This is a genomic window from Arthrobacter sp. NicSoilB4, assembly GCF_019977335.1.
Lineage (GTDB): Bacteria > Actinomycetota > Actinomycetes > Actinomycetales > Micrococcaceae > Arthrobacter.
This window is the reverse complement of the sequence record NZ_AP024653.1, coordinates 1,086,600-1,111,768: the sequence shown is the minus strand read 5'-3', so window position 1 is coordinate 1,111,768 and position 25,169 is coordinate 1,086,600. Positions and strand designations below refer to the sequence as shown.

The following is a 25,169-nucleotide window of genomic DNA, read 5'->3' as shown; positions in this document are numbered from 1 at the left end:
TGTGCACTGCCACACTCACAAACGAGAGCGCGCCCATGGTTCGTTGGCCACGATGCGCGCCCTGCAGGAGTGAAATTATCCGAAGGCCTTCCCCGACCCCGGCTAATAGTTGTCCACTGTAACCGGAGCGTTATAAAGCAACCAACAAATTGGGCATACCGGGTATCTATGTTTCGGTGTTTACTTTCGTCACATCAGTCCCAGGAACCGTAGGCCTGCACGGTATTTCCGGCGATCCGCGCACACAGTTCCGAGAGTTCCCATCCAGTCAATTCGGCCATGGCCCGGACCGTGTAGGGAACCATGTAGCTCGCGTTCGGCCGGCCCCGGTGAGGGTGCGGCGTGAGGAACGGTGCGTCGGTTTCAACAAGGATCCGCTCCGGCTCCGCGATGGCCAGGGCGGCGCGCAGGTTGGCAGCGTTCTTGAACGTCAGCGTTCCGGCGAAAGACATGTACCAGCCCTCGCTGTTGCAGATCCGGGCCAGCTCGTCCCCGCCGGAAAAACAGTGGAACACCACCCGCTCCGGGGCGCCTTCCTCCCGCAGAACCTGGACGACGTCGTCGTGGGCGTCACGGTCGTGGATTTGCAGCGTCAGCCCGAGTCGCTTGGCAATATCGATGTGCCGGCGGAAGGAATAGCGCTGGTGGGCCAGCCCCTCCCCCTCCGTGCGGAAGAAATCCAGCCCGGTCTCGCCGATGGCCCGGATTCGCGGGTGTGCCGCGAGGGCCTCGATCTCGGCCAGGGCCTCGTCCAGTTCTCCCCGGGCGGCGTACTCCGGGGCGTCATTGGGGTGCAGGGCGACGGCGCCCAGGAGCCGCGAATCCAGCTCCACGGCCTGCACCGTAAACCTGGACGATTCAAGGTCGCATCCCACCTGCACGGCGCCCCGGACCCCGACGGCCTCGGCGGCATCCAGTGAATCGCCGATGCTGACCTTCAGGCCATCCGTCGGGAAATCCAGATGCGTGTGGTTGTCAATGACCGGAACCGGAAGGGGTTCAGGCGCCGGCGGGTATCCCGGCCTGCCGGTGCCGTCACTGCCGGGCGCACGGAACGGGACGGGAGTCAGGGGATTGCTCATGTTTCTACCCTATCGGCGGTCCTTCGGCCGGATGAACCCGGCCCGCACGGGGAGTTAACCTGCCCGCGCTAATTCCCGCGCCGTTTCCCGCGCCAATTCCCTGGTGGGGGCCGGCAGATATTTCACCGGAACTCTCTGTCAGGCCCGGCAGTTGTGTTAGTACTCTGTTATAAAGACTGGCTATTGCAACGGACAAAAAACATTGGTCAGAGAACAGACGGCTAGGAAACAGACGGCTAGGAAACAGACGGTCAGGAACACAGGCAACCACCCGACGAGTGGCCCGGCATGCTCCATGCCGATCCGTCCCGGGAAACCACCAGGGCTGAAAGGCTACCGATGGACTACCCCCGCATCTCCCTAGACGAAGCCCTCCCCGAGGGCCCGGGCATCAGGGAAGACCCTGCCGTGACTGGACGCCCAGGTGCCCGGCGACCTGCCCAGCCCCCTGTAGCCATGGATGCGGAGGCTTTCAGCTCCGCCAGCGAGCGCATCCTGACCGCAATCAACACCGTGATCGATGGCAAGGCGGAAGCGGCCAAACTGGCCCTGACAGTGTTGCTGGCCCAGGGCCATCTTCTCCTTGAAGACGTCCCGGGCGTCGGCAAGACCCTGCTGGCGAAGACGCTGGCGCGCACGATCGACTGTTCAGTGAGCCGCATCCAGTTCACCCCCGATCTGCTCCCGTCCGATGTCACGGGCGTGTCCATCTACAACCAAGCCTCCCGGTCCTTCGAGTTCCGGCCCGGGGCGGTGTTCGCGAACATCGTCATCGGAGACGAAATCAACCGCGCCTCGGCCAAGACGCAGTCTGCCCTGCTGGAATGCATGGAGGAGCACCAGGTCACCGTTGACGGCAAGTCCTACAAGCTCGACGAGCCCTTTATGGTGGTGGCCACGCAGAACCCGATCGAAATGGAAGGAACCTACCCGCTCCCGGAGGCGCAGCGGGACCGCTTCATGGCACGGATCTCCATGGGTTACCCGGACAAGGAGGCCGAGATGGAAATGCTGGAAACCCACCAGTCGACGTCCCCGCTGACAAAGGTCACCGCCGTCGTCACTGCCGGCGAGGTCGCGTCCATGATCGCCACGGTGCGGCAGGTCTACGTCTCCCAGTCGATCAAGGAATACACCGTGTCCCTGGGCCGCGCGACGAGGGAGAGCGGGATGCTCCGGCTTGGCGCCAGCCCCCGGTCCATGCTCCAGCTGCTGCGTGCGGCCAAGGCCACCGCGGCTCTGGAGGGCCGGGACTTTGTGCTGCCGGACGACGTCGTCAGCGTCGCCGAATCCGTCCTCGCCCACCGGATCATTTTGGACCGTAAGGCCGCGAGCTCCGGCGAAACGGCCCAGAGCGTCATCCGTGCCGTCCTGGCGAAGCTCCCGGTCAGCCCGGAAATGGCTGCGGCCGGGCCCGCGTCCGCCGGCCGCGGCGCCCGCGGCAAGGCTGACTCCGTGGCTGACGCCCCGGCTGCCACGTTGCCGAACCGCCGCTAGGGTGGCCCTGCCGTGGCACTGATTGACCGGTTCCCGAGGCACATCTTCACGACCCGCGGCTGGGGCCTGCTGGGTGCGGGCGCGGTTTTCCTGCTCGCGGCCCAGGTGATGGGGCGCCGTGACCTGCTGGCGCTGGCCATCCTGCTGTTCGTCCTGCCGGTGCTCTCGCTGGCCGGAACCCGGGTGCTCAAGCCGAACTTCCAGGTCTTCCGGGAGTTCAGCCCCGCCAGCGTCGAAACGGCGGCCACGACGACGGTCCGGCTGGCCGTCGCCCGGACCGGAATCGGCTCCGGCCACGCCCTCATGGAGGAGCGCCTGCCCGCCCGGTTCGGGGAGTCCCCGGTATTCCGGTTCCCGGCGAGGTCGGCCGCGGGCGGGACCAGCCGGTACGAATACCATTTGCGTTCCGGCAAACGCGGCCAGTTCGTGATCGGGCCGGTCACCGCCGAGTTCAGCGACCCCTTCGGGCTGTCCCTGCACCGCCACGCCATCGACGACGGCGACATCCTCACCGTGACGCCCGCCGCCGTCGAACTTCCCGTCACCGGGCTGGCCGGCGCCCGAGGGCACGACGGCGTCACCGCCACGCGCGTCCGGGCCAACCCGAGCGACGACGACGTCATGACCCGGGAATACCGGCATGGGGATCCGATGCGCCGCGTGCATTGGGCAGCGACGGCACGGCACGGGGAGCTGATGGTCCGCCAGGAGGAGTCCGTCACGACTCCGGAGGCGACCATCATCCTGGACCAGCGGCTCACGGCCTTCACCCGCGGCGCGTTCTCTGCCGGCTCGAATGCACGTGCCCTCCACCCGTTCGCCGCCGGACCGCGCGCGACGGATCACCGCGGAACCGAGCAGCATGGCGCCGGAGTCCCGGACGGCCACGAGCTGATCACCAGCGACACGTTCGAGTGGGCCGTGACGGCCGCGATGTCCGTCGGCGCCCATCTGGCCGAGCGGAACTACGCTCTGCGTTTCCTCGACGCCGCCGGCGAGCCCGCGTTCCAGCACTCGCCCTCAGCCCCCGAGCCGGAGGCGGAAGAGTATATCGGCGCGTCCGGGCTGCAGTCCGTCGCCGAGAGCCTGGCAGCGATCCAGCTGACCGGGCACCACCACCGCAGGGACGCCCGGGATTCAGGCTCCCCGTTGGCGCGCGGACGCCACCCCTTGGGGGCGGAGGCCGGTCCGCAGCCGTTCGACGACCGGCTTATGGACAAGCTTGCCGCCCACCGGATGCGGGGGCCGGTGCTGGCGATCCTGGGCAACCTCACGCCGGCCGAGGCCCGCGCGTTGTCCCCGGCCGCCGGCTTTGCCGCGAACGCGTTTGCACTGGTCATCACGGAGCGTGGCCGGGAACTCGACGCTGTGCTCGAAACCCTCCGGCTCGGCGGCTGGCGGGCGGTCGCTGTGACCCCCTCGACATCCTTGCCCGAGGCGTGGACGGCCTTCGACCAGGGCGGGGCCGAGGCGATGGCAGCGGCTACCGATGTGCGGCGCGGATCGGGGGTCCGGCAATGACACTGGCACCAGAACGCAGCGCGGGCGTGCACTCCGGCCAGTCCGGGGCATCAGCGGGCGGCCCGCTGGGGCCGGGTTCCTTCCCGGGGACCAGACGGACCCGGACGAAGGTCGGCGCGCAGCCCTGGCTCATGGCCCTCGCCGTGGCAGTCGCCGTCGGTGGTGCGGCGCTGAGCCTGAACGGCGTGCTGCGGGGATGGGCCTGGTATTCCCCCGTCCTCTCGACGGTCCTCACGGTGGCCTTCACCATGGCCGGCCTCCGCGCGCTCCGGTGGCGCAGCGTGTTCGTGATGGCCGGTGCCCTGGCGGCGCTCACGCTGATCCTGACGTTCACCTTCTTCCGCCCGCACAGCATCCTTGGCTTCGTTCCCTCCGGCGCCACCATGACCCAGCTCGGGCGGCACTTGCGCCGGGCCAGTGAGACCGTGCTCGGCGAAAGCGCGCCGGTGGCCCCGAATGCCGGGATCGTCCTGCTGGTCTGCGCCGCCCTCGGGCTGCTGGTCATCCTGATCGATGCCCTCGCGTATCCCCTGGCCCTGCCGGCGACGAGCGGCCTCGGGATCCTCGCCATCCTGATCGTTCCCGCGATGATCAAGCCGCAGAGCGTCGGCGCGTTGGGCTTCGCCGCCGCTGCCGCCGGCTACCTCCTGATCCTCGGCTGCAGCCACTGGTTCGCGCCCGACCCACGGACCGGCGCCGACACCGCGCGGAACCCGGGCCAGTTCCGGCGCGGGGCCCTGACAGGCGCCGTGGCGCTGACGGTCACCCTGCTGCTCCAGCTGGCGATCCCGGGGTTCGACCAGGGGACGTTTCCGCAAGGCTCGCGGCTGAATCCCTTCGGCAGCGCCACGGGGCTCAACCCGATGATCAGCCTCGGCAACAGCCTGCGCAGCCCCACGGGCGACGGCCGCATCACCTTTGCCACCAACGCGCCCAGCACGCCGTACCTGCGCTCCGTGACCGTGGACAGTTTCAACGGCGACAACTGGGCCCCGGATGACCGCGACGACACCCGCCGGATGGGTACGGGGCGGATGGACCCGGGCTTCGAGTCCATCGCCACGGAGGTCCGCGTGGTCACCGCGGTCAACACCGGCCAATTCACCAGCCCCTACCTGCCGGCCCCCTACGCCCCGGAGGCAGTCAACGGACTCAGCGGCCGCTGGAGCTGGGATCCGGCCACACTGAGCATCAAGGGGGTCGACGCCAACACCCGCGACCAGCAGTACGTGGTGCTCTCAGTCGTCCCGCAGCTCACCCCGGACCTGCTGGCCCAGGCCACGGGCCCGGCGCAGGGCGTCCCCGAGCAGTTCATCCGGGTGCCAGAGAACGTCCCCGAGATCGTGCGCACCACCGCCGAGGCCGTGACCGCGGGAAGCGCCACTGCGTACGCAAAGGCCATGGCCATCCAGCGGTACCTGCGCTCGGTCGATTTCACGTACTCCCTGCAGTCCCCGGTGCAAGGGGGTTATGACGGCAACGGGCTGTCCGTGCTGGCGGACTTCCTGAACCAAAAGAGCGGATATTGCATCCATTTCGCTTCAGCCATGGCCGTGATGGCCAGGCTGGAAGGTATCCCGAGCCGCATCGCCGTCGGTTATGCCCCCGGGCGGTCCACCGGCGCCACAGTCACTATCGGCGGCCAGGGTGCCCTGCCGGAATATGAGGTCGATGCCCGTGACGCCCATGCGTGGCCGGAACTGTACTTCCAGGGGTTGGGCTGGGTCCCCTTCGAGCCGACTCCGTCGCGTGGAGTGGTTCCGTCCTACGCCACGGAAGCGCAGGCGCCCAGCGGCGCCAGCACGAACGAAAACAACGATGGCCTCCTCCCGGGCAACACTCCAAACCCCACGCCGCTGCCCACCGTGGCCCCGCTGCCGCTCCCTGGCGCTGCCACCCAGGCGGACCCGGCGGCCCTGATATTGCCCGTCCTGTCTACCGCCGGGGCACTGCTGTTCCTCGGCCTGCTGCTGGCGTCCCCGCACATGGCGCGGAGGGCCCGCCGACGCCGCCGGCTGAACGGTACCCGGGAAGACGGCGCGGCAGCCTTGCAGGCCTGGGCAGAACTGCGCGATCTCGCCATGGATTACGGCGTTGCGCCGCAAACCAGTGAGACTCCCCGCCATTTCTCCGAAAGGCTGCGCTCCGCGGGGGTTCTCGGAGAGCCTGCCGGCATGGACGCGGACAGCCACCAGGCCGTCAGGTCCCTCACGCTGGACTTCGAACGCCGGCAATACGGACGCCCGCCGTCCGGACCCGGTGCCGCCAGCGGTGACACCAGCGACCCGGAAACTTCAGGCGCCCGCCGGATCGCAGCGGTCCGCGCTGCACTGCGCGACCATGCCAGTCCGCTCGCGCGGTTCCGTGCGGAGTGGCTCCCGCCCTCCATCATGGCCGCCTGGCGGCGGGCCGCCACGGCGCCGTTCCGCGCCGCCCGCCGCACAGCACAACGCACCCGGCGCGGCCTGGCGCGGGCCTGGTCAAGGACCCGCGGGGCGGTGCACCGGGTGCGCTGGCTGCGCCGGAGTTGAGAGGCTTTCCGGCAGCCGGAATTGGTCCTAGCCGGCGTACGGGTCGGCGATGCCGATGTACTGGGTGTAGAGGTATTCCTCGATGCCCTCGAGGCCGCCTTCGCGGCCCAGGCCGGACTGCTTGACCCCGCCGAACGGTGCCGCGGCGTTTGAGACCACGCCGGCGTTCAGGCCCAGCATGCCGGTCTCGAGGCGTTCACCCATCCGGATGCCGCGGTTCAGGTCCCGCGTGAAGACGTAGGCCACCAGGCCGTACTCGGTGTTGTTCGCGAGCCGGATGGCCTCGTCCTCGGTGTCGAAGGTAATGATCGGCGCGACGGGCCCGAAGATCTCCTCGGACAGGATCCGGGTGCCCTCGGTGACGCCCTTGAGGATCGTGGGCTGGTAGAAGTAGCCCGGGCCCTCGACCGCGGCACCGCCGATCACGGCCACGGCGCCGGAGTTCACGGCATCGGAGACGAGCTCGTGGACCTTGTCCCGGCTCTTGGCATCGATCAGCGGGCCGACCTTGGACTCCGCCTCGGTGCCCCGGGCCGTGGTCATGCCCGCCATCTTCGCGGCGAACTTCTCCGCGAACTCATCCGCGACGGACTCGTGCACGATGAACCGGTTGGCCGCGGTGCACGCCTCGCCCATGTTCCGCAGCTTCGCCAGCATCGCCCCCGCGACGGCGGCGTCGACGTCGGCGTCCTCGAACACCACGAACGGGGCGTTCCCGCCAAGCTCCATCGAGGTCCGCAGCACCGTCTCGGACGCGTCCGCCAGCAGCCGCCGGCCGACCTCGGTGGAACCGGTGAAGGAAAGCTTGCGGAGCCGGGAGTCCTTGATCAGCGGACCCGTGGTCGCACCGGCGGTGGACGTCGGGATCACGTTGAGCACCCCGGCGGGCAGCCCGGCCTCCAGCATCACGGCCGCGAACAGCTGCGAGGTCAACGGGGTCAGGTTCGCGGACTTCAGCACCATGGTGCAGCCCGCCGCGACCGCCGGGGCGACCTTGCGCGTGGCCATGGCCAGCGGGAAGTTCCACGGCGTGATGAGCAGGCACGGGCCCACCGGCTTTTTCGTCACGAGCAGCCGGGACTTCCCGTCCGGGGACACCGAATACCGGCCGAAGGCGCGCACGGCCTCCTCGGAGAACCAGCGCAGGAACTCCGCGCCGTAGGTGACCTCGCCGCGGGCCTCGGCCAGCGGCTTGCCCATCTCCAGCGTCATCAGCAGCGCGAAGTCCTCGGCGCGTTCAGTGACGAGCTCGAAGGCCCGGCGCAGGATCTCGCCGCGCTCCCGCGGGGGAACCTTCGCCCAGGAATCCTGCGCGGCGGCCGCGGCATCCAGTGCCGCCGCCCCGTCCTCCGGCCCGGCGTCGGCGAGGCTGAGCAGGACCTTGCCGGTTGAGGGATCCTCCACGTCGAAGGTCTTCCCGGACGCGGCCGGACGCCACTGGCCATCTATGAGCAGGCCAGTGGGAACAGAGGCCAGCAGGGCGCTCTCGCGCTCCGCGGTAACAATGGGCTGGGCAGTTACAGTCACGGTTGACTCCCTCGTCAGCGGTTTGGGGTGAATGGGATGGGATTCAGCACTGTCCGAATGACCCTTCAGATGCGCTGGATTTACTGCCACGGTACTGCCGGATTCTCCGGGCTGTCTACGCATCCCCGCACTACGTCGCAAGGGGTTCGCTGTGCAGCTGCACAGCGGGCGTTCCGGCCGCGGGCCGGCCCGGCTACCGGGCTGCGAGCACAGCGGAGTAGAGTTCCCGTTTGCTGACCCGGGCATCCTCCGCCACGGCCGCAACGGCCTCCTTGAGCCGGATTCCCTGTGCAATTAGCGCATTGACGTCCGCCACGTGGTCTTCCGGCTTGCCCGCCTCCCGTTCCGGGGCGCCGCCCACGACAACGGCGATCTCGCCGCGCACCTCGTTGGATTCGGCCCATTCGAGCAGTTCGCGGAGGGTGCCGCGGATGACCTCTTCGTAGGTCTTCGTCAGTTCCCGGCAGACGGCGGCACGCCGGTCCGCGCCGAACCGTTCACGCAGCGCACGCAGCATCGGTTCCAGCCGGTGCGGCGCCTCGAAGAAGACCATGGTGCGGCGTTCGGCGTCGAGATCCGCGAGGCGTGAAGACCGTTCGCCGGCTTTCCGGGGCAGGAACCCCTCGAAGCAGAAGCGGTCGGTCGGCAGGCCGGAGAGCGCGAGGGCCGTCAGTACCGCCGACGGTCCGGGGGCCGCGGTGACCGTCAGCCCGGCGGCCACCGCGCCCTCGACCAGGCGGAAGCCGGGGTCGGACACGGACGGCATGCCGGCGTCGGTGACCATAACAAGGGTCTTGCCGGCGCGCACCTGGTCCAGCAGTTCGCCGGTCTTGGCCGCCTCGTTGTGCTCGTGGTAGCTGATGATCCGGCCCGCCACGGTGACGCCCAGGTTCTGCACCAGGCGGTGCAGCCGCCGGGTGTCCTCGGCGGCGACGATGTCCGCCGTCGTCAGCAGCTCGATCAGCCGGTAGGTGGCGTCGCCGACGTTGCCGATCGGGGTCGCCGCCAGCACAATCCGCCCCGGACCGCCGCTTTGGGCCGCCGGCTCCGCGCCCGGGCTTTCGTCGGGACCGGGACCATCCTCGACGACGTCCGCCGGGCCCAGGTCGTCGCCGGAAAGATTCGGGGAGGTGCTGAGTTTAGGGTCCACATGACCAGCCTACTGCCGGCACCGGAGGCGGGCGGACGGCCCGGGGTGACGAACCGGGCCGGTGAGGCGCTGAGGCGCGCAGCCGCAGGGCTCACCCGGCGGAGACGGCCAACGGCCACAGCCGCAAAAGGTAGCATGGGCATCGTGACGCAGACCCCCACCCGGCCTGCCGAGGCCGGTTCCACCGGATCGGCGCCCCCAGCCAGCAGCCACGGACGCAACCTGGAGGGGCACCGCTGGGTGAGCCGCCCGGCGGAAGCATTCACCCCCGAGGCCCTGAAAGAGCGCCTGATCGGCAACATCAGGAGCTGGCGGGACTATCCGCCGTCGCTCCGGCTGTGGTTCTGGCTCATACCGGTCATCACCGCTGCCCTCGGCGGAGTCCTGCGCTTCGTCCGGCTCGATTCGCCCCGCAACCTGGTCTTCGACGAGACCTACTACGTCAAGGACGGCTACTCGTTCCTCGTCAGCGGCTACGAGCGGGCGTGGCCGGACAAGGCCAATGACGCCTTCATCGCCGGCAACCCCAGCGTGCTGCTGCCTGGCCCCGAGTATGTCGTCCACCCGCCGGTCGGGAAGTGGATGATCGCCGCCGGCATGCGGCTCTTCGGCCCGGACAATCCCTTCGGCTGGCGGTTCGGGGCGGCCCTGACAGGCACACTGTCCATTTTCCTGCTCGCCTTGATTGCCCAGAAGCTCTTCCGCTCGCTGACTCTGGGGGCGGTGGCCGGGGTGCTGCTGGCCGTGGACGGCCACCATCTGGTGATGTCCAGGACCTCCCTGCTGGACATCTTCCTGATGTTCTGGGTCCTTGCCGCGTTTGGCGCCCTCCTGATGGACCGGGACGACGGCCGCCGCCGGCTTGCCGCGCGGCTCGGCCGGCAGGCCGCAGCCTCCCCGGACGGACGGCCCGGCCTGCTCCAGCTGGCGTCCGGCCCTTGGCTGGGCATCCGCTGGTGGCGGCTCGCGGCCGGGGTGTGCCTAGGGCTGGCTGTCGGCACGAAATGGTCCGCATTGTTCTTCCTGGCCGGTTTCGGGCTGCTGACGGTCTTCTGGGACCTGAGCGCGCGCCGGATCGCCGGAATCCATGGCTGGATCAGCGGCGGGATCCTCAAGGACGGGATTCCCGCGTTCGTCAGCATCGTCCCGGTGGCCGCCCTGGTGTACGCCGCCAGCTGGACCGGCTGGTTCCGGTCCTCGGACGCGTATTTCCGGAAATGGGCCGAGACGGTTCCCTCGGCGGAATGGGGCTGGCTGCCGAACGCCGTCAGGTCCCTCGCGCATTACCATCTGGAAGCCTACAAGTTCCACCAAGGGCTCAGCTCGGACCACCCGTACGAGGCGAGCGCGTGGAGCTGGCTCGTGCTTGGCCGGCCCACTTCGTTCTTCTACGAATCCCCCAAACAAGGCAGTCCGGGGTGCGATACGGCCAGCTGCACGACGGCGATACTGTCCGTCGGCAACCCGGTGATCTGGTGGGCCGCCGCCGTCTGCCTCGGCGTGCTGCTCTTCTGGTGGGCCGGGCGGCGCGACTGGCGTGCGGGCGCTGTCCTGGCGGCCGTGGCTGCCGGCTACGTGCCCTGGTTCCTGTACCCGGAACGCACCATGTTCTTCTTTTACGCGGTGTCCTTCGAACCCTTCCTGATACTGGCCCTCGTCTACTGCCTGGGCCTCGTCCTGGGGCAGCGTACTGACCCGCCGTGGCGGCGGCGTTCCGGGCTCTTCCTCGTGACGCTCTTTGTGGTCACGGCCGTGGTCGTCTCTGCGTTCTTCTATCCGGTGTGGACCGCCGAGACCATTACCTACCAGGATTGGCGGTTCCGGATGTGGATGCCGTCCTGGATCTAGGGCAGGATTGCAGGGAGCGTCCGCCAGCACGAGACGGGCCCGGAATGGAGAAACGGCTGTGAGAGAAGCAAGTACCGGACTGCTCGTCGAGCTGGACCCGGGCAGCAACGTAACGGACCTGCTCCTGGAGCAGCACGCCAAGGATCCGGTGCACGCCCTCTACTCCCGCAAAGGACCGGCCGGCTGGGCCGATGTCACCGCACAGCAGTTCCTGGACCAGGTCCGGGCACTCGCCAAGGGCCTGATTGCCGGCGGCATCACCCCGGGGGAAACCGTGGCGGTCATGTCGGCCACCCGGTACGAATGGACCGTGGTTGACTTTGCCATCTGGTTCGCCGGCGGCGTCACCGTTCCCATCTATGAAACGTCCTCGGCCAGCCAGATCGAATGGATCCTGCACGACTCTGGAGCGCGGCGCATCCTCGCGCAGGACGAGACGAAGGCCAGCCTCGTCCAAGGGGTCCTGGACAGCTCCGGCCTGCTTGGCGACACCATTCTCCCCGTCGTGCGGATGGACTACGACGGCGACGCCCCCAACCTTGCCAGTCTGGCCGCGGCCGGCACCGGAGTCGGCGACGCCGAGCTGGAACGACACCGGTCCGCGGCCGGGCTTGCCGACGTTGCCTCGCTCGTCTACACGTCCGGCACCACCGGCCGGCCCAAGGGCTGCGAAATCACTCACGGGAACTTCGCCCTGGTCGCGAGGAACATGGTGCTGTTCCTGCCGGAGATCCTGCTGCAGCCCCGCACCCGGACCCTGATGTTCCTCCCCCTCGCCCACGTCCTCGCCCGCGCCGTCCAGGTGATCTGCCTGAGCGCCGGGACAACCGTGGGCCACACCGCCACCGCAAAGGAACTACTGGAGGACCTGGCCGGCTTCAAGCCGACCTTCCTGCTCGTCGTGCCCCGCATCTTCGAGAAGGTCTATGCCGGTGCCGCCCACAAGGCGGCCCTCGCCGGAAAGGAACGCCTGTTCGAATCGGCCGCCGCCGTCGCGATCGCCTACTCGAAGGCCCTCGACGCTGCCGCGCGCGGCGACGGCGCCGGCCCCGGGCTGGTGACCCGCGCCAAGCACGCCCTCTTCGACCGGCTGCTGTACCCGAAGCTGCGCCAGGCTTTCGGCGGCCAGCTTCACTACACCGTCTCCGGGGCCAGCCCGCTCAGCCCCCACGATGCGCACTTCTTCCGCGGCGCCGGCATCCCCGTCCTCGAAGGCTACGGCCTGACCGAAACCACGGCACCGTGCACAGCCAACACGCCGACGCGGACCAAGGTGGGCACTGTCGGCATCCCGGTGCCCGGAACCACTATCCGGGTCGCTGAGGACGGCGAGATCCTGGTCAAAGGCATCGGCGTCTTCAAGGGGTACCACAACAACGCCGCAGCCAATGCGGAGGCGTTCGTGGACGGGTTCTTCCGCACCGGCGACCTCGGGTCCCTTGACGGTGACGGCTTCCTGACCATCACCGGCCGGAAGAAGGACTTGCTGGTCACCGCCGGCGGCAAGAACGTCGCCCCGGGACCGCTTGAGGAAAAGATCCGCGAACACGAACTGGTCCTGCAGGCCGTGGTGGTCGGGGACGGCAGGCCCTTCGTGTCCGCCCTGATCAACCTGGACCCGGAAGGCCTGGAAAACTGGTGCGCGATGCACAAGGTGCCCGCGATGAGCCCCGCCGAAGCCAAAGGCAACGATCTGGTCCGCGTTGCCCTGCAGCGCGCCGTGGACGAGGCCAACGCCCTCGTCTCCCAGGCCGAGTCCATCCGCAGCTTCGTAGTGCTGGACGCCGACTTCACCGAGGAATCAGGGCACCTGACCCCCTCGCTGAAACTCAAGCGCGCCGCCGTCGTGCGTGACTTCGCAGCCCAGATCAACCGGCTTTACGGCTGACCCCCGCAGCACAGGACACAAAACAGGGATACGAAGAAGCGGACGGCACCTTGGTGCCGTCCGCTTCGTTCTGCCTGCCGGTCCCCGGGTTCCGGTGCCTAGACGGTGCTGGAGTGTCCCCGCATCGGGGTGTCGCGCGTCCCGTGGTCTCCGGCGCCTGAATCGCTTCCCCCGGACGTGGCTGTTCCGGAGGACGCGGTCCCGGGGCGGACCGGGGCAGCATGCGGGGCGGTACTTTCATCAGCCGTTTCGTCAGGGGCGGACGCGCCGGACGCCTCGGACGAGTCGGCGCCGCCGTCGGTTGATTCGCCGGACTTCCCGGTCCTGTCCCGCCGGAAGCGGGACCGCTTGGCGGGAACGGCGTCCGAGGCGTCGGCCTCAGCGGGCCCGTCTCCGGCCGGATCCTCTTCCACGGCGCCCTTCTTCGGCAGCCCGCGGCGCTTGCGCGTCGGCCAGGTGAGGATGAGCGTGACGAGTGAGGCGATCAGCACCAGGCCGGCGACAACGATCCCGCCATCAACCCAGAACTGGCCCGGGAAGAGCCTGATGAGGGTGTCCTGCAGCGAGAACGTCCACGTGCCGCTCGCGAAGAAGACGCTGTGGAACTGGGCGAAGAACTGTTCCCAGCCAAGCGCGGCCAGCACGCCGAGGCTGATGATGATGACGAGGGTGACGATGGACCCCGCGAACAGGCCGCGCCGGACTCCCCCGGTGCTGCGGCGCCGCAAGTAGATCACGGCGATCAGGCTCAGGAGCATCAGCAGGGCGCCGGCGCCGAAGGCGGACAGGATGACGAGCTTGACGTCGGCCATGTGGCTGACTTCGCCGTCCCCGAACAGTTTGTCACCGCTTCGGTTGACGAGTTCGCCAAGGTAGCGCGGTCCTGCCCAGTTGCTGAGATAGTCCACGGCGTACGAGCCGTAGGTCATGCGGTCATCGCTGCTGAAGCCGTAGCCGTCGCCCGGGAACCCCGGACGGTTGTATTCCACCCAGAGGAACAGCGGACTGGCAACGGCCCGGACGGCCAGCACCAGCAGGATGACCGGGAAGCACACGGCCAGCAGGACCTGCATCACGCGCGGGGCCACCGGCTTGGCATTCGCCGCGTGTTCACGTTCGGCGTTCCGGCGTTGAACTTCCTCCTCCGGCGGGCGGACCTGCAGCGCGGAGGTGGGCAACGGCTCACTGAAGTGCGCTCCATTGCCCTTGGGGGCCGGCTCGACGGCGGCTTCCGCGGCCTTCCGGTCCGCGCGGCTGCCGGCTTGGCGCCAGGCCGGCGTCGCTGTGGACGGTGTTGTTGTGGACGGTGTTGTTGTGGACGGTGTCCCTGTGGCCGGCGCTCCCTCAGCCTCCGGACCGGCACCGGCGCTGGTTCCGGCTGCGCCGGCATCCGTTCCTGCGGCGTTGGCGGAAGCCGCGGCGGAGCGGTTGTCCGCGGGGCTCGGCTTCATCCATTCGAACGCGGGTTCGTCAGCGTCGTCGGCCGGATCCAGGTGCGGATCTTGTCGATTCGGAGGGGTGGGACTTGAGTCAGTCACTGCAGCTTCGCTTCCGTAGGCGTCCGCGCCGCCGGCCGGGGCCCGGCGACGCTACATATCTGCTTCCGAGCCTACCGCCACAGCCTCGCCGCGGACGAGGTGCCACCCCGTGGAGGACGGGGATTCAGCGGTCCGGCTGGGGTGAAACCGGCCATCCGCCTCTCGGGGCAGCGTGGCAGGTTTCGGGCTTCGTCGTTTGCGGTCAGCGCTTGGCGTACTGCGCCCAGGGGATGTTCCAGTCGCCGAAGCCTTCGAGCGGCTCCACGGCCGGGGCTCCGGTGTTGAGGGTCTGGACGACGTCACCGGTCTTCATGTTGTTGAAGAACCAGGCGGCATCGGCCGGGAGCAGCCCGACGCAGCCGTGCGAGACGTTGAACTTGCCCACTGCACCCCACGCCGATTCCAGGGCCTGGTGGACGTAGACGCCGGAGCTGGTAAGTCGGTTGGCGTATTCCACCGTCAGGGGCGGGTAGTAGCCCTTGTCGCCTGGCTTCAACCCGATGCTGCCGGCGTTGAACTTGGAGTTGCGTTCCTGTTCCATGATGACGGCGAAACCCGTTGGTGAGAGCCACTCGTCGTCGCCCAGGGTGACCGGCGCGGTCTTGACCAGTTGGCCGTCGAAGTACACCTTCATGGTCTTGGTGATGTCGTCAACGACGGCGAGCCGTTGCGGCCCTACCTTGAAGGAGACCTTGGTGTCTGAGTTGCCGACCATCTTGTTGCCGAAGTCGACGCCGAAGAGCTTCAGGTCCACGGTGATTTCACTGTTGGCGGCCCAGAATGCTTCGGGCCGGATCCGGACACGGCGGTCCGAATACCAGCGCCAGGCCACCGGCTGGCCGGAGGATGCCGTGACGGTGACGGCCTTTTCCATGGCCTCCTTGTTCAGCACGGGCTCGCTGAAGACGATTTCGATGGGCTGCCCGGAGCCTACGGTGGTGCCGTTCAGCGGGTACACCGCGGCGTCGGCCTCGTTGGCCTTGGCCACGGTGGCGAAGGTCTGTGCCTTCTTCGTTTCGCGTCCGGCCTGGTCCACGATGGTGAAGCTGTACTTGTATTTCGTGTCGAATTCCAGCGGATCCTCGGCGGTCCAGGTGGAGCCGTCCGGGCTCGTGGTACCGGGAACGGGGTCGCCTCCGGCGACAGGTACCAGCACCACGTCCTTCACAATGCCGTTGACTGCCTTGACCGAGGGCGGGGCGGCCGGGTTGACGCCCTTGGCGCCGTCGGTGGGGGTTACCCCGAGCTCCACGAGCTTCACGACGGGAGCGGCGAGGCCGGACACGTTCCGCATCGGCGTCGAGGCTTCCGAGGGCATGTCGGCATGGGCCCAGCCGGGAGAGGTGGCGACGCCGATACCGCCCGCCCCGACGGCTGCGCAAATGGCAAGGACGGCCAGCATTTTCCCGGTGTTGCGGGGACGGTGTCCCGGCTGCCGGCGTCGACGCCCGCTGTCTTCTGTCATGGCCACTTCCTGTGTTCCCCACTGCTTTTGCGTACTAGCCCACATCAGAGCTCACGATTCTCCCTATGCCAGCATAAGCGAAGCAACACGGCGGGCAGGCCCTGCCTGCACCACGATCAGGTCACAAATGGAGCCCCGGACACACGGTCCGGGGCTCCATCCAGGCGAAACGGCGAACGGTAACCGCATAAGGAAACGGCGCACGGACGCGGCGGCCGCCGCCGCGCCGCACGGCTCCTAGTAGCGGTAGTGGTCCGGCTTGTACGGGCCGGACACCTCGAGGTCCAGGTACTCGGCCTGCTCCTTCGACAGCTCGGTCAGTTCGACGCCGAGGGCGTCCAGGTGCAGCCGGGCGACCTTCTCGTCAAGGATCTTCGGCAGCACGTAGACCTGCTTGTCGTACTCCCGCTCCCCCTCCGGCTGGTCGCGCTTGGTGAAGAGCTCGATCTGCGCGATCGTCTGGTTGGCGAAGGAGTTGCTCATCACGAAGGACGGGTGTCCGGTCGCATTGCCAAGGTTCAGCAGGCGCCCTTCGGACAGCACGATGATGGAACGGCTGTCCTCGCCCTTGGCCGCGTCCGCCTCGAAGACCCACTCGTGGACCTGGGGCTTGATCTCGACCTTTTTGATGCCCGGGGTCCGGGCCAGTCCGGCCATGTCGATCTCGTTGTCGAAGTGGCCGATGTTGCCGACGATCGCCTTGTCACGCATCCCGGCCATGTGCTCGGCCATGATGACGTCCTTGTTGCCCGTCGTGGTGATGAAGATGTGGCCCTCGCTGAGGACGGATTCCAGCTTCGCGACCTGGTAGCCGTCCATGGCTGCCTGGAGCGCACAGATGGGGTCGATTTCGGTGACGATGACGCGTGAGCCCTGGCCGCGGAAAGCCTCCGCCGCACCCTTGCCGACGTCGCCGTAACCGCAGACGACGGCGACCTTGCCGCCCATCAGGACGTCGGTGGCGCGGTTGATGCCGTCCGGCAGGGAGTGCCGGATGCCGTACTTGTTGTCGAACTTGCTCTTGGTGACGGAGTCGTTGACGTTGATGGCCGGGAAGAGCAGCTTGCCCTGCTCAGCGAGCTGGTAGAGGCGGTGCACGCCGGTGGTGGTCTCCTCGGTCACGCCGAGCAGTCGCGAGCCGATCCGGGTCCACTTCTGCGCGTCGGCCTGCAGAGAGGCGCGGAGCACTTCAAGGAAGACGCGGCCTTCCTCGGACTCGTCCTCCGCGGCGGCCGGAACAGCGCCGAGCGCCTCGAATTCGACGCCCTTGTGGACCAGCATGGTGGCGTCTCCGCCGTCGTCGAGGATCATGTTGGGGCCCAGGTCCGGGTTGCTGTCCGCGCCCGGCCAGGTCAGGATCTGCTCGGCCGTCCACCAGTATTCCTCCAGCGTCTCGCCCTTCCAGGCGAACACCGGAACGCCCTGGGGGTCCTCGACTGTTCCGTTGCCGACCACGACGGCGGCTGCAGCTTCGTCCTGGGTGGAGAAGATGTTGCAGGAGGCCCAGCGGACCTCGGCCCCAAGGGCGGTGAGGGTCTCAATCAGCACGGCGGTCTGCACGGTCATGTGAAGCGAGCCCGCGATGCGGGCGCCCTTGAGCGGCTGGCTGGCGCCGAACTCCTCGCGCAGGGACATCAGGCCGGGCATCTCGTGCTCGGCGAGGCGAATCTGGTGGCGGCCTGCCTCGGCCAGGGAGATGTCGGCAATCTTGTAATCGAGAGTCATGTGTTTCCTTCGTTGTGGCCGGCGGGCCGGTCCGGAACCTGGCTGCCTGGGAACGTGTTTATCGGTGGCTGGGAAGTACTTCGGTGCCGAAAGGCCCAGCGATGGGCCGGCGGCCTAGCCTGCGGCGGGCCGGCCGGCGTCGTGCTGGAACGCGGGCGCGACGGCGGCGGCAGGGAGGAGTTCCGGCGGCAGCAGCAGCGGGATGCCGTCCTCGATCGCGTATCGCAGCTTCTCACCGGAGGCGCCGGCCGCCGTGGTCACCAGTTCCTCGCCCTCCTGCAGCAGGGCAGAACCGGTCACGGGGCATCGCAGGACAGACAACAATTCGGGACTGATCTTCGGCATGGTGAACGCTCCTGATGGGCGCCGCAGCAGGCGCCGGTGGCTTACGGATTTTCAGTACCCAGCCTACCGCCAGTTTCGGCTCAGGAAGGCTCGCGCAGGACGCGCAGGTGCCCCCGGCGGGTGCCCTCGGCCGGGGCCGGGGCTTCGAGGGCAGCGTGGACACCGCGCTGGCCGGGGCCGGATTCCGGCGCGGCCGGCCGGGAGGCCGCCGCCTCGCGGACAGCGTTGGCGAGGGCCAGGAGGTCATCGGGGCCGGGACCTGCAGGGGTGGCGGGCATCGCCAGCCTCAGGACTTCCCAGCCTCGCGGGACGGTCAGCGATCCGGCGTGCTGTTCACACAGGTCGTAACAGTGCGGTTCGGCGTAGGTTGCCAGGGGCCCCAGAACTGCGGTGGAATCGGCGTAGACGTACGTCAAAGTGGCCACCGCCGAATTGCGGCAGGCTGACCTTGAACAGAGACGAATTGCACCCACGACATCACAGACTACTCCCCCCGGCCCCCGGACGCCGCCCGACGCGCTGACGGCGGGTCGGGCGGGCCATATCGCGTAAACCATTCACCGGGTTTAGAGTCGAGATATGCAGTCATCGCACCACGATCCGGGATTTACGGTCCGTTTGGCTGAAACCGACGCCGGACGCCACGACGCCGGTTCCGCAACATCCGGCACCGGGCGCACGGCAACGCCCAGGGGCTTCCGGCAGCGGCGGAGGAACCGGCACGGCCGCGGGCTCCGCGGCGAGATCATGCTGCCCACGCTGCCGGGCTACCGCACCCGTTCGGACCGTTTCGACGACTTCGTCCTGGACTCGGCCGAGCGGCTGCACGACATTTGGGGCAAGCCGCTGGACGGCGTTCGCTTCGCCGTCGACGAGATTCCGCCCGGGCTCGAGCAGCTCGTGGCGGACCGCGCCCCCGCTCCGATGGGTGCCTACTCCCCCGCGACGCAGGACGAGGGGCCCGTGATCACCCTTTACCGCCGGGTGGTGGAGCAGGCCTGTGGCACCCGCGAGGAGCTCCAGGACCTGGTCCATGACGTCGTGGTGGAGTACACGGCGGAGATGCTTGGTGTGCCGCCCGAATCACTGGATCCGGTCTACCGCAGGCGCTATTAGGACCCGGCCGGTCAGTAGCCGAGCGTGACCGGGACCTGCTCCTGGCCCGTTGCCCCGGGCGCAATCGCGACGGTGGAGATGTCCTGCCTGCCTTCCTGTTGCAGCAGGACGGCCCCGAAGGCGGCATCTCCCGCGGCCGACACGATGTACCCGACGATCGGTGAACCTCCGTCGTCGGCGGGGACTTTGATGGATGCTGTGGTGCCGCCGGCAATGTCGGCGGCCGCGGCCGCGCGGACCTTTCCGTCCGCCGTCACCGGCGTGTAGGAGATTGTCGCCCTGCCCTCGGGGGCGCCGAAGACGAGGTAGCGGTCGCCCGTGCCTGGCACGGGCACGACGTGTTGGCTTCCCAGCCTCGTCGAGGCCGGTGACCAGGCGAAGTCGGAGGCATCTTCGGCGTCCAGTCCCCGGGTGACGCGGGCAGCCGCGGTGAAGGAGACGTCGGAACTGACGGCCACGGTGTAGGACCCCGCCGGCACTCCGGACAGCGGGACCTCGGTGACGGCTCCGGCTTTGGCCGTGACCACTCCGCCGCCGGGCAAGGCCTTTTGGCCGTCCCGCCCGAACAGCTTGATCGCCACGACAGCGTCGGCGGACCCCGGAACGGTGATCTGCAGGGCAGGTCCGGCATCGCCGAAGCCGGGTTTCCCCGTGAGGTCCGCCAGCCCGGACGGATCCTGGATGTCGACGCCGGAGATCACCTGGCGGATGGCAGGTGCACCGGCGGGGGTGATGAACTCGACTCCGCCGGGTGTGAGCCCGCGCAGCACGCTCTGCTGGATGACCGCGGCCACCGGCCCGCCCGCGCTGCGGACGCGGACGCTGAGCCGCTCCTGTCCCGGCGCGAGCCCGGCGAGGACGACGGAGCGGGTGGTGCCCGGGGCCACGAGGAGTCCGCGGCTGCCCGGGGCCTGGATCTGGGCCTTGGCTCCGAAGAGGTCCAGGCTGACCGTGGCCGGGCTGCCGGACGTGTTGGTGAGGTTCAGCACGGCCGTCCGGCCGAGCGCGGTGTTCGCGCCGATGAGCCAGAGATCGTTGGCGGGCTGCTGGCACGCCGCGGCCGCCGAACCGCGGAGGTCCCCGTCCTCGGCGGCGTAGCGCATGACCGCTCCGGCGGAAGCCTGCCGGTCGGCCTGTGAATCAGCGCTCAGGACACTGACGCCGTCGACGCCCCGCTGGGAGACCACGCCGGCCAGCGGGACGGGGGTGCCGTTCGCAGGCCTGGTAGCGGCTGGCGAAGGGCTTCCGGACGCGGGTGCGGCTTTGGCGAGTTCCACCAGGGTGCTGCCCGCGAGCGAGGCGAGGCGGCTGCCGGGGAGGAGCCCGGCACTGGAGCCCAGCACGACGGCATTTACGTCGCTCTTGGCGGTCGCGGACTCCGGGCTGAACTGCGGATCGGTGCCCACGGGGGCTCCCTCGAGCAGCTGCGCCGGTCCGGGGCAGACGCCGATGCTGCTGCCCGCGGGGACCGCCGCCAGGGGGGCCGCGACCGGGCGGCTGCTGCCGGGACCTTGGGTCGAGAGCGCCGTGGCGGAAACGAGTCCCCCTCCGGCGGCGACGAGGACGACGGCCGAAAGGACCCCGCCCAGCCGCCCGGCGTGCGGCAACGCCTTCCAGCGCGACAGCAGCGGCGCGGCTGCGCGTCGCTCGGGCCGGCCGGACCGCTCCGCCGGTGGCTCGGCGGAGTTGCCGGCAGTGTCGGGCGTCCCGGCGTCGTCGGGGGTTTCTGGGGTGTTTGTCGCGGGGGTGTCATCCCTGGGCATGATGATGTTCCTTACGCAGGGAGCCTTCGTCCCTGGAGAGGCCGGTGTTCGGCCGGCGGGCAGGCATGGGAATGGCAAGCAGGGCGGTCAGGCCGATGATGACGGCCTGGGCCACGCCCGCCCAGACGGCCCAGGGCGCCTCATAGCGGAGGCTGAACTGCCCGCCCTGCGCCGGCAGGGTGAAGGCCTGCGCCCAGCCGGACGTGGTGGCGGTGAGGCGGCGGCCGTCGATCCAGGCGCTCCAGCCGGGATCGGCGCGTTCGGCCAGGACCACGAGCCTGCCCTCAGGCCCGGCGGGAACCGCAGCGTCGGCGGACACCGCCTCGGACGGGACCAGCCCGACGGTGGCTCCCGCGCCGTCGACGATCCGCACGCGGTGGGCGACGTCGGCGGCCTGGATCACCGGCTGGTTCAGGGGGCTGATGCGCCAAAGCCAGCCGACGTCGGTCTTGCCGACGGCGACGAGCCCGGGGACGGCGTCCATGCGGCTCGCGGTCAGCTGGGCCGCGGTGTCGGCGGCGCGCAGCACCACAAAGCCGACGCCGAGCTGCTCGAGCTCTTCGCGCGGATCGACGCCCTGGCCTGCCACGATGGTCGCCACGACGTTGCGGAGCGAAGCCGCGACGGCGTCGTCGTCACGGACCGTCTCCTGCCCCGGCTCCCCCATGATCGGCCGGGCTGAGGCGATCGTGGACAGGGCGTCCAGCGTGGTCCCGGCGCCGCGCATCAGCGTGGCGTCAAAGGTTCCGTTTTCGCCGGTGGAGATCAGGAGGGTGCGGGATTGTTCCGGCCCCTCGCCGCGGTCTATGGCCGTGGCCGGGAGGGTCCGGGACTCGGCCGGCTGCACGAGTCTCGGACTGCCGAGCGCGCCTGTGCCGGGCGCGGCGGACGGTTCCGCGGCCGGAGCGGCCGGCGTCAGGACGTTCTGCGCTGCCCACACTGTGAGGCCGGCGACAGGTCCGGCCAGCAGGAGGACCATGGCCGTGACGGCGGTGGTGCGGAGCAGGATCTTGCGGCCCGTCGTGGCGGCGGCGGCACGGTCGGCGGAGTCCAGCAGGCCCGCCGCGCCAATCAGCGCCGCCCCCAGGATGGCGAAGGCCGCGGCCGATACAGCCGGTCCGGTGAAGGCAGTCACCATGACATCGGCGCTGGCTCCGGTGGCTACCTGGCCGCTGAGCCACCCGCCGGCGAGAAGCAGGAGGGCTGCCGCCCAGAGTGCTCGGGCAATCCGCGGCGGCCGGCCCGGGAGGAACAGCGCGGCGGCGGCCAGGAACAGGGCGGGCAGTCCGATCAGCAGCGCCAGCAGGAGCGCCCACGGCACGGCGGAGTCCGGGCCGAACACCGGGAGGCCGGCGAGCCCGCCACCTGCGGCAAAGCGCAACGGCTGGCCCAGGGCCTGCTGCCAGAGCGGTGCGGCGTCAAAGGCAAGCGGCTGGCCGGGGTCTGCGAGCACGGCGCGGGGACGTTCCAGAGTGGAGACCAGGAACGGCACGAACAAGGCCAGGCTGGGCAGCAGCGCCCACCACACGGTCCGGCCGCGGCGGCCCAGAAGTGTGCCGCAGAGTGCGACGAGGACGACGGCGGGCAGCAGCAGCGAGGGGGCCGCTGCGGTGACGACAGCCAGCGCCAGGCCTGCCGCCGCGGCGGCCGTCCAGGACGGCGTGCCGTTGATCCCGGGCTTGGCCGGGGGCGACTCGGTGAAGCGCCGCTCCCCAGGGGCCGGAACGGCGTAGCGGCCTCGCCCGGCAGCGGTGCCGGTGGCCCGCAGCAGGGCGAGGACCAGCAGCGGCATCATCACGTGGACGAGCAGGGCTCCGACACGGCCCTGGTTGAGTGCCACCAGAAGCGCCGGGGCGCCCGCCCAGACGAGGGCGGCGGCCAGGCGCAGCCGCCGGCGCTGCGTCAGGGCGCCGGCGGCGAACCAGGCGCCGAGGGCGGAAAGCGGCATGGCCAGCATCAGCAGCCAGCCGAGCGCGCTGTTGGCGTTGCCGGCGCCGAGGACGCCGAGAACCCACAGCACGTAGCCAAAGGGGTCGCCGTGGCCGGGAAGTCCTGCGCTGAGGGTGATCCACCAGCCGGAGGCGTGGTTCCAGATCTCGCCCAGCCGCGGCGAAACAGGAATCAGCGCGCCGCCGGAGACTGCCTCGGCCCGGAACAGGCTCAGCAGGCCGACCAGGGACGCCGCCGTCGTGACCAGGACGGCCAGCAGCGCGCCGTTGCCCACCCAGCCCCGCTCGGATGTTGTGAGGGCCGCGAAGTCGTCGACCGAGTCGCCGGTTGGTTGCTCGGCCAGCGGGTCGTTAGCGGCAGGGCCATCCCCGGAATCATCCGCACCGAGGGCTTCCATCAGGGATCGGCGGTGGGCCCAGACCTCGCGCCGCGGAGTCTGCAGCCCTTTGATGACGGAACGCCGGACGCGGCGGGTCCGGGCAGCGTTGCGCCGGCCCCGGATTACTGCCGCGGGTCGACCGAGGGCGCCGAACGTGGCCAGGAGCTGCGAGAAGCCGTGGCCCGGGTCTTTGACGGCAATGCTCAGGACCAGCTTGAAGAGACTCCCGATCAGTGCGCCGGCCGCGTGCAGCGGCACCTTCCACGCGGCGGCGTGCTTGAGCCGCAAGTGCACCTGGGCCTTGCGGGCCGCCGTCGCGTTGCCGAGGGCGTTCGGACGGTGCGAGACGTGGTGCATCCGGGCGCTGGGGACGACGACCACCCGGTGTCCGGCCAGCCGGTTCCGCCAGCAGAAGTCGACATCGTCGCCGGTGCCCGGCAGGGCGGGGTCGAAGCCGCGGAGGTCCTCCCAGACGTCGCGGCGGACCAGCATACCCGCGGAGTTGACGGCAAAGGTGTCGCTGCGGCCGTCGTACTGCCCCTGGTCGAGTTCGTCGGCGTCGATGAGGGTCAGCCGTTCCGCCCAGCGGCTCGTGGAGAGCCCAACGTCGATCAGCCGGCGCTCGGAGTGCCAGTCCAGCTGCTTGCAGCCGGCCACGGTGACGGACGGCGCGCGTTCCACGGCATGAAGAAGCTCGGCAAGGGCTTCGGGGGCGGGAGCCGCGTCGTCGTGGAGCAGCCAGATCCATTCGGCGGCAACTCGTCCGGGGGCCAATGCGCTGAGTCCGGCCTGCACCGCGGCGCCCATGCCGCTCCGGGCCTGGCTGAGGACGGTGACGTTGGCTTTGCCAAAGGCCTGTTCGAGGAGGGCCGCGGAATGGTCGCGGGAACCGGTATCAACCCCGATGCAGGTATCCGCGGGCCGGGTCTGGGCCGCCAGCGCCGCCAGGGTCCTGGGGAGAAAGTCACCGCCGTCGTGGGAAACCACGACGGCGGTGACTCGTACTTCCTGAAGAATTAGATCGCTCGCTTCCTAAGCCGGCGCCGCTCGCGCTCGGAGAGGCCACCCCAGATTCCGAAACGCTCATCGTTGGAGAGGGCGTATTCGAGGCACTGCGAGCGGACGTTGCACGCCCCGCAGACCTTCTTGGCGTCGCGGGTGGAGCCGCCCTTCTCGGGGAAGAACGCCTCCGGGTCGGTCTGTGCGCACAGCGCGTCCGTCTGCCAGCCCAGTTCGCCTTCATCGTCGAAGTCCTGCTGGAAGGGCAATCCGATCCACACCGGCTGCGCGGTGGTGCCGGAGTGAAGGGTCTGGAGCTCCATCGGCGGATCGGAAAGATCGTTGTCCTGGTCCGGACCGGCCACAAGTTCGTCGTGCGCCGCGAGGAAGGCAGTCGCCTGGTCCTGCAGCGAGTCGTTGGTGTGTTCGTTGTAGCGGTCTGCGGCGTCCGGATCGGCCGGGTCTACATACCAGTCACTCGGCACTCCGCGTGAACGGTATTTGGCCGTGGCCTGCCCAGCAACGACGGCCTCTTCATGGATACGCTCTGCTAGCCCCATTGGCGTTCCCTCTCTGATTTTGCAGCCTATGACTGACCCTTGGACACTCGGTTGTGTGCCGGTTCTGCGCATTGGCCTTCGATACCTAATTACACGCGTGTAAGTATCCGGGAGTCAAGCCGCGACGGAGATAATAATCAACTTGAGACCTAAATCCGGGGCACGCCACGCCCGCGTTTTTTCGGGCCAGTCCCCGAGAACCCGCGGAATAATCAGGGTACTGAGCACTTTCGAGGGATTTTGTTGAATTTACGGGAAACTTCCCGGGGCAGTTCAAGCGCGCCT

The 25,169-nt window shown here is 69.2% G+C and carries 16 protein-coding genes and 1 pseudogene; 6 read left to right on the top strand and 11 right to left on the bottom strand.

Translation table 11 applies throughout. The features are described from left to right. Nucleotides 1-194: 194 nt before the first annotated feature. Nucleotides 195-1,082 (bottom strand): TatD family hydrolase, encoded by an 888-nt coding sequence (locus tag LDO13_RS05020; RefSeq protein ID WP_224048951.1) that lies wholly within the window; start codon nucleotides 1,080-1,082, stop codon nucleotides 195-197. Between the two features lie 339 nt (nucleotides 1,083-1,421). Between LDO13_RS05020 and LDO13_RS05015 the strand changes: the two genes are divergently transcribed. The 3 genes from LDO13_RS05015 to LDO13_RS05005 are packed head-to-tail and all read left to right on the top strand — an operon-like array spanning nucleotide 1,422 to nucleotide 6,631. Further along, nucleotides 1,422-2,579 (top strand): MoxR family ATPase, encoded by a 1,158-nt coding sequence (locus tag LDO13_RS05015; protein WP_224048950.1) that lies wholly within the window; start codon nucleotides 1,422-1,424, stop codon nucleotides 2,577-2,579. A gap of 12 nt (nucleotides 2,580-2,591) precedes the next feature. Further along, on the top strand, nucleotides 2,592-4,100 hold the full coding sequence (locus LDO13_RS05010; protein ID WP_224048949.1) for a DUF58 domain-containing protein: 1,509 nt from the start codon (nucleotides 2,592-2,594) through the stop codon (nucleotides 4,098-4,100). Next, nucleotides 4,097-6,631 (top strand): DUF3488 and transglutaminase-like domain-containing protein, encoded by a 2,535-nt coding sequence (locus LDO13_RS05005; RefSeq protein WP_224048948.1) that lies wholly within the window; start codon nucleotides 4,097-4,099, stop codon nucleotides 6,629-6,631. The genes LDO13_RS05010 and LDO13_RS05005 overlap by 4 nt, the downstream gene beginning before the upstream one ends. A 27-nt stretch (nucleotides 6,632-6,658) precedes the next feature. On the opposite strand, the gene LDO13_RS05000 is transcribed toward LDO13_RS05005, so the two are convergent. Both LDO13_RS05000 and rsmI read right to left on the bottom strand, forming a co-directional pair. Then, complete coding sequence (locus tag LDO13_RS05000) at nucleotides 6,659-8,158, bottom strand: NAD-dependent succinate-semialdehyde dehydrogenase (protein WP_224048947.1); 1,500 nt, start codon at nucleotides 8,156-8,158, stop codon at nucleotides 6,659-6,661. Between the two features lie 193 nt (nucleotides 8,159-8,351). Next, a complete protein-coding gene (gene rsmI / locus LDO13_RS04995) occupies nucleotides 8,352-9,173 on the bottom strand; it encodes a 16S rRNA (cytidine(1402)-2'-O)-methyltransferase (RefSeq protein WP_224049672.1) in 822 nt (273 codons plus the stop codon). 270 nt (nucleotides 9,174-9,443) lie between these two features. On the opposite strand from rsmI, the gene LDO13_RS04990 reads away from it, so the two are divergent. Both LDO13_RS04990 and LDO13_RS04985 read left to right on the top strand, forming a co-directional pair. After that, entirely contained in the window at nucleotides 9,444-11,156 is a 1,713-nt protein-coding gene (locus LDO13_RS04990; protein ID WP_224048946.1) for a phospholipid carrier-dependent glycosyltransferase, read from the top strand. A gap of 58 nt (nucleotides 11,157-11,214) precedes the next feature. Further along, complete coding sequence (locus tag LDO13_RS04985) at nucleotides 11,215-13,044, top strand: AMP-dependent synthetase/ligase (protein WP_224048945.1); 1,830 nt, start codon at nucleotides 11,215-11,217, stop codon at nucleotides 13,042-13,044. Between the two features lie 428 nt (nucleotides 13,045-13,472). Here LDO13_RS04985 and LDO13_RS04980 read toward each other — a convergent pair. From LDO13_RS04980 to LDO13_RS04960, 5 genes and pseudogenes are all read right to left on the bottom strand, one after another. After that, nucleotides 13,473-14,582: pseudogene (locus tag LDO13_RS04980) on the bottom strand (TIGR01906 family membrane protein); the annotation flags it as partial. Between the two features lie 202 nt (nucleotides 14,583-14,784). After that, nucleotides 14,785-16,047, bottom strand: a complete 1,263-nt coding sequence (locus LDO13_RS04975) for an Ig-like domain-containing protein (RefSeq protein ID WP_224048944.1) — start codon at nucleotides 16,045-16,047, stop codon at nucleotides 14,785-14,787. A 237-nt stretch (nucleotides 16,048-16,284) separates the two neighbouring features. Beyond that, nucleotides 16,285-17,772: an adenosylhomocysteinase gene (gene ahcY, locus LDO13_RS04970; protein WP_224048943.1), complete on the bottom strand. Its 1,488-nt coding sequence runs from the start codon at nucleotides 17,770-17,772 to the stop codon at nucleotides 16,285-16,287. 114 nt (nucleotides 17,773-17,886) lie between these two features. Next, nucleotides 17,887-18,117 (bottom strand): hypothetical protein, encoded by a 231-nt coding sequence (locus LDO13_RS04965; RefSeq protein ID WP_224048942.1) that lies wholly within the window; start codon nucleotides 18,115-18,117, stop codon nucleotides 17,887-17,889. 80 nt (nucleotides 18,118-18,197) lie between these two features. Continuing rightward, a complete protein-coding gene (locus LDO13_RS04960; RefSeq protein WP_224048941.1) occupies nucleotides 18,198-18,590 on the bottom strand; it encodes a DUF3499 domain-containing protein in 393 nt (130 codons plus the stop codon). A 106-nt stretch (nucleotides 18,591-18,696) separates the two neighbouring features. Between LDO13_RS04960 and LDO13_RS04955 the strand changes: the two genes are divergently transcribed. Continuing rightward, nucleotides 18,697-19,233, top strand: coding sequence for a metallopeptidase family protein (locus LDO13_RS04955; protein WP_224048940.1), 537 nt, complete (start codon nucleotides 18,697-18,699; stop codon nucleotides 19,231-19,233). An 11-nt stretch (nucleotides 19,234-19,244) separates the two neighbouring features. On the opposite strand, the gene LDO13_RS04950 is transcribed toward LDO13_RS04955, so the two are convergent. The 3 genes from LDO13_RS04950 to LDO13_RS18580 are packed head-to-tail and all read right to left on the bottom strand — an operon-like array spanning nucleotide 19,245 to nucleotide 24,884. Further along, the gene (locus LDO13_RS04950) at nucleotides 19,245-20,996 is read right to left on the bottom strand and encodes a DUF5719 family protein (RefSeq protein ID WP_224048939.1); all 1,752 of its coding nucleotides are present in this window, start codon (nucleotides 20,994-20,996) and stop codon (nucleotides 19,245-19,247) included. Continuing rightward, the gene (locus tag LDO13_RS04945; RefSeq protein WP_224048938.1) at nucleotides 20,983-24,312 is read right to left on the bottom strand and encodes a glycosyltransferase family 2 protein; all 3,330 of its coding nucleotides are present in this window, start codon (nucleotides 24,310-24,312) and stop codon (nucleotides 20,983-20,985) included. Before LDO13_RS04945 ends, LDO13_RS04950 begins: the two co-directional genes overlap by 14 nt. A gap of 29 nt (nucleotides 24,313-24,341) precedes the next feature. Next, a complete protein-coding gene (locus LDO13_RS18580) occupies nucleotides 24,342-24,884 on the bottom strand; it encodes a WhiB family transcriptional regulator (RefSeq protein ID WP_263422144.1) in 543 nt (180 codons plus the stop codon). Between the last annotated feature and the right edge of the window lie 285 nt (nucleotides 24,885-25,169).

Bases quoted from the DNA above. Each gene is read 5' to 3' on its own strand.
- LDO13_RS04950 (WP_224048939.1), bottom strand. From the start codon at position 20,996: ATGCCCAGGGATGACACCCCCGCGACAAACACCCCAGAAACCCCCGAC.
- LDO13_RS05020 (WP_224048951.1), bottom strand. From the start codon at position 1,082: ATGAGCAATCCCCTGACTCCCGTCCCGTTCCGTGCGCCCGGCAGTGAC.
- LDO13_RS04955 (WP_224048940.1), top strand. From the start codon at position 18,697: ATGCAGTCATCGCACCACGATCCGGGATTTACGGTCCGTTTGGCTGAA.
- LDO13_RS04965 (WP_224048942.1), bottom strand. From the start codon at position 18,117: ATGCCGAAGATCAGTCCCGAATTGTTGTCTGTCCTGCGATGCCCCGTG.
- LDO13_RS04990 (WP_224048946.1), top strand. From the start codon at position 9,444: ATGGGCATCGTGACGCAGACCCCCACCCGGCCTGCCGAGGCCGGTTCC.
- LDO13_RS04975 (WP_224048944.1), bottom strand. From the start codon at position 16,047: ATGACAGAAGACAGCGGGCGTCGACGCCGGCAGCCGGGACACCGTCCC.
- ahcY (WP_224048943.1), bottom strand. From the start codon at position 17,772: ATGACTCTCGATTACAAGATTGCCGACATCTCCCTGGCCGAGGCAGGC.
- LDO13_RS18580 (WP_263422144.1), bottom strand. From the start codon at position 24,884: ATGGGGCTAGCAGAGCGTATCCATGAAGAGGCCGTCGTTGCTGGGCAG.
- LDO13_RS05005 (WP_224048948.1), top strand. From the start codon at position 4,097: ATGACACTGGCACCAGAACGCAGCGCGGGCGTGCACTCCGGCCAGTCC.
- LDO13_RS05015 (WP_224048950.1), top strand. From the start codon at position 1,422: ATGGACTACCCCCGCATCTCCCTAGACGAAGCCCTCCCCGAGGGCCCG.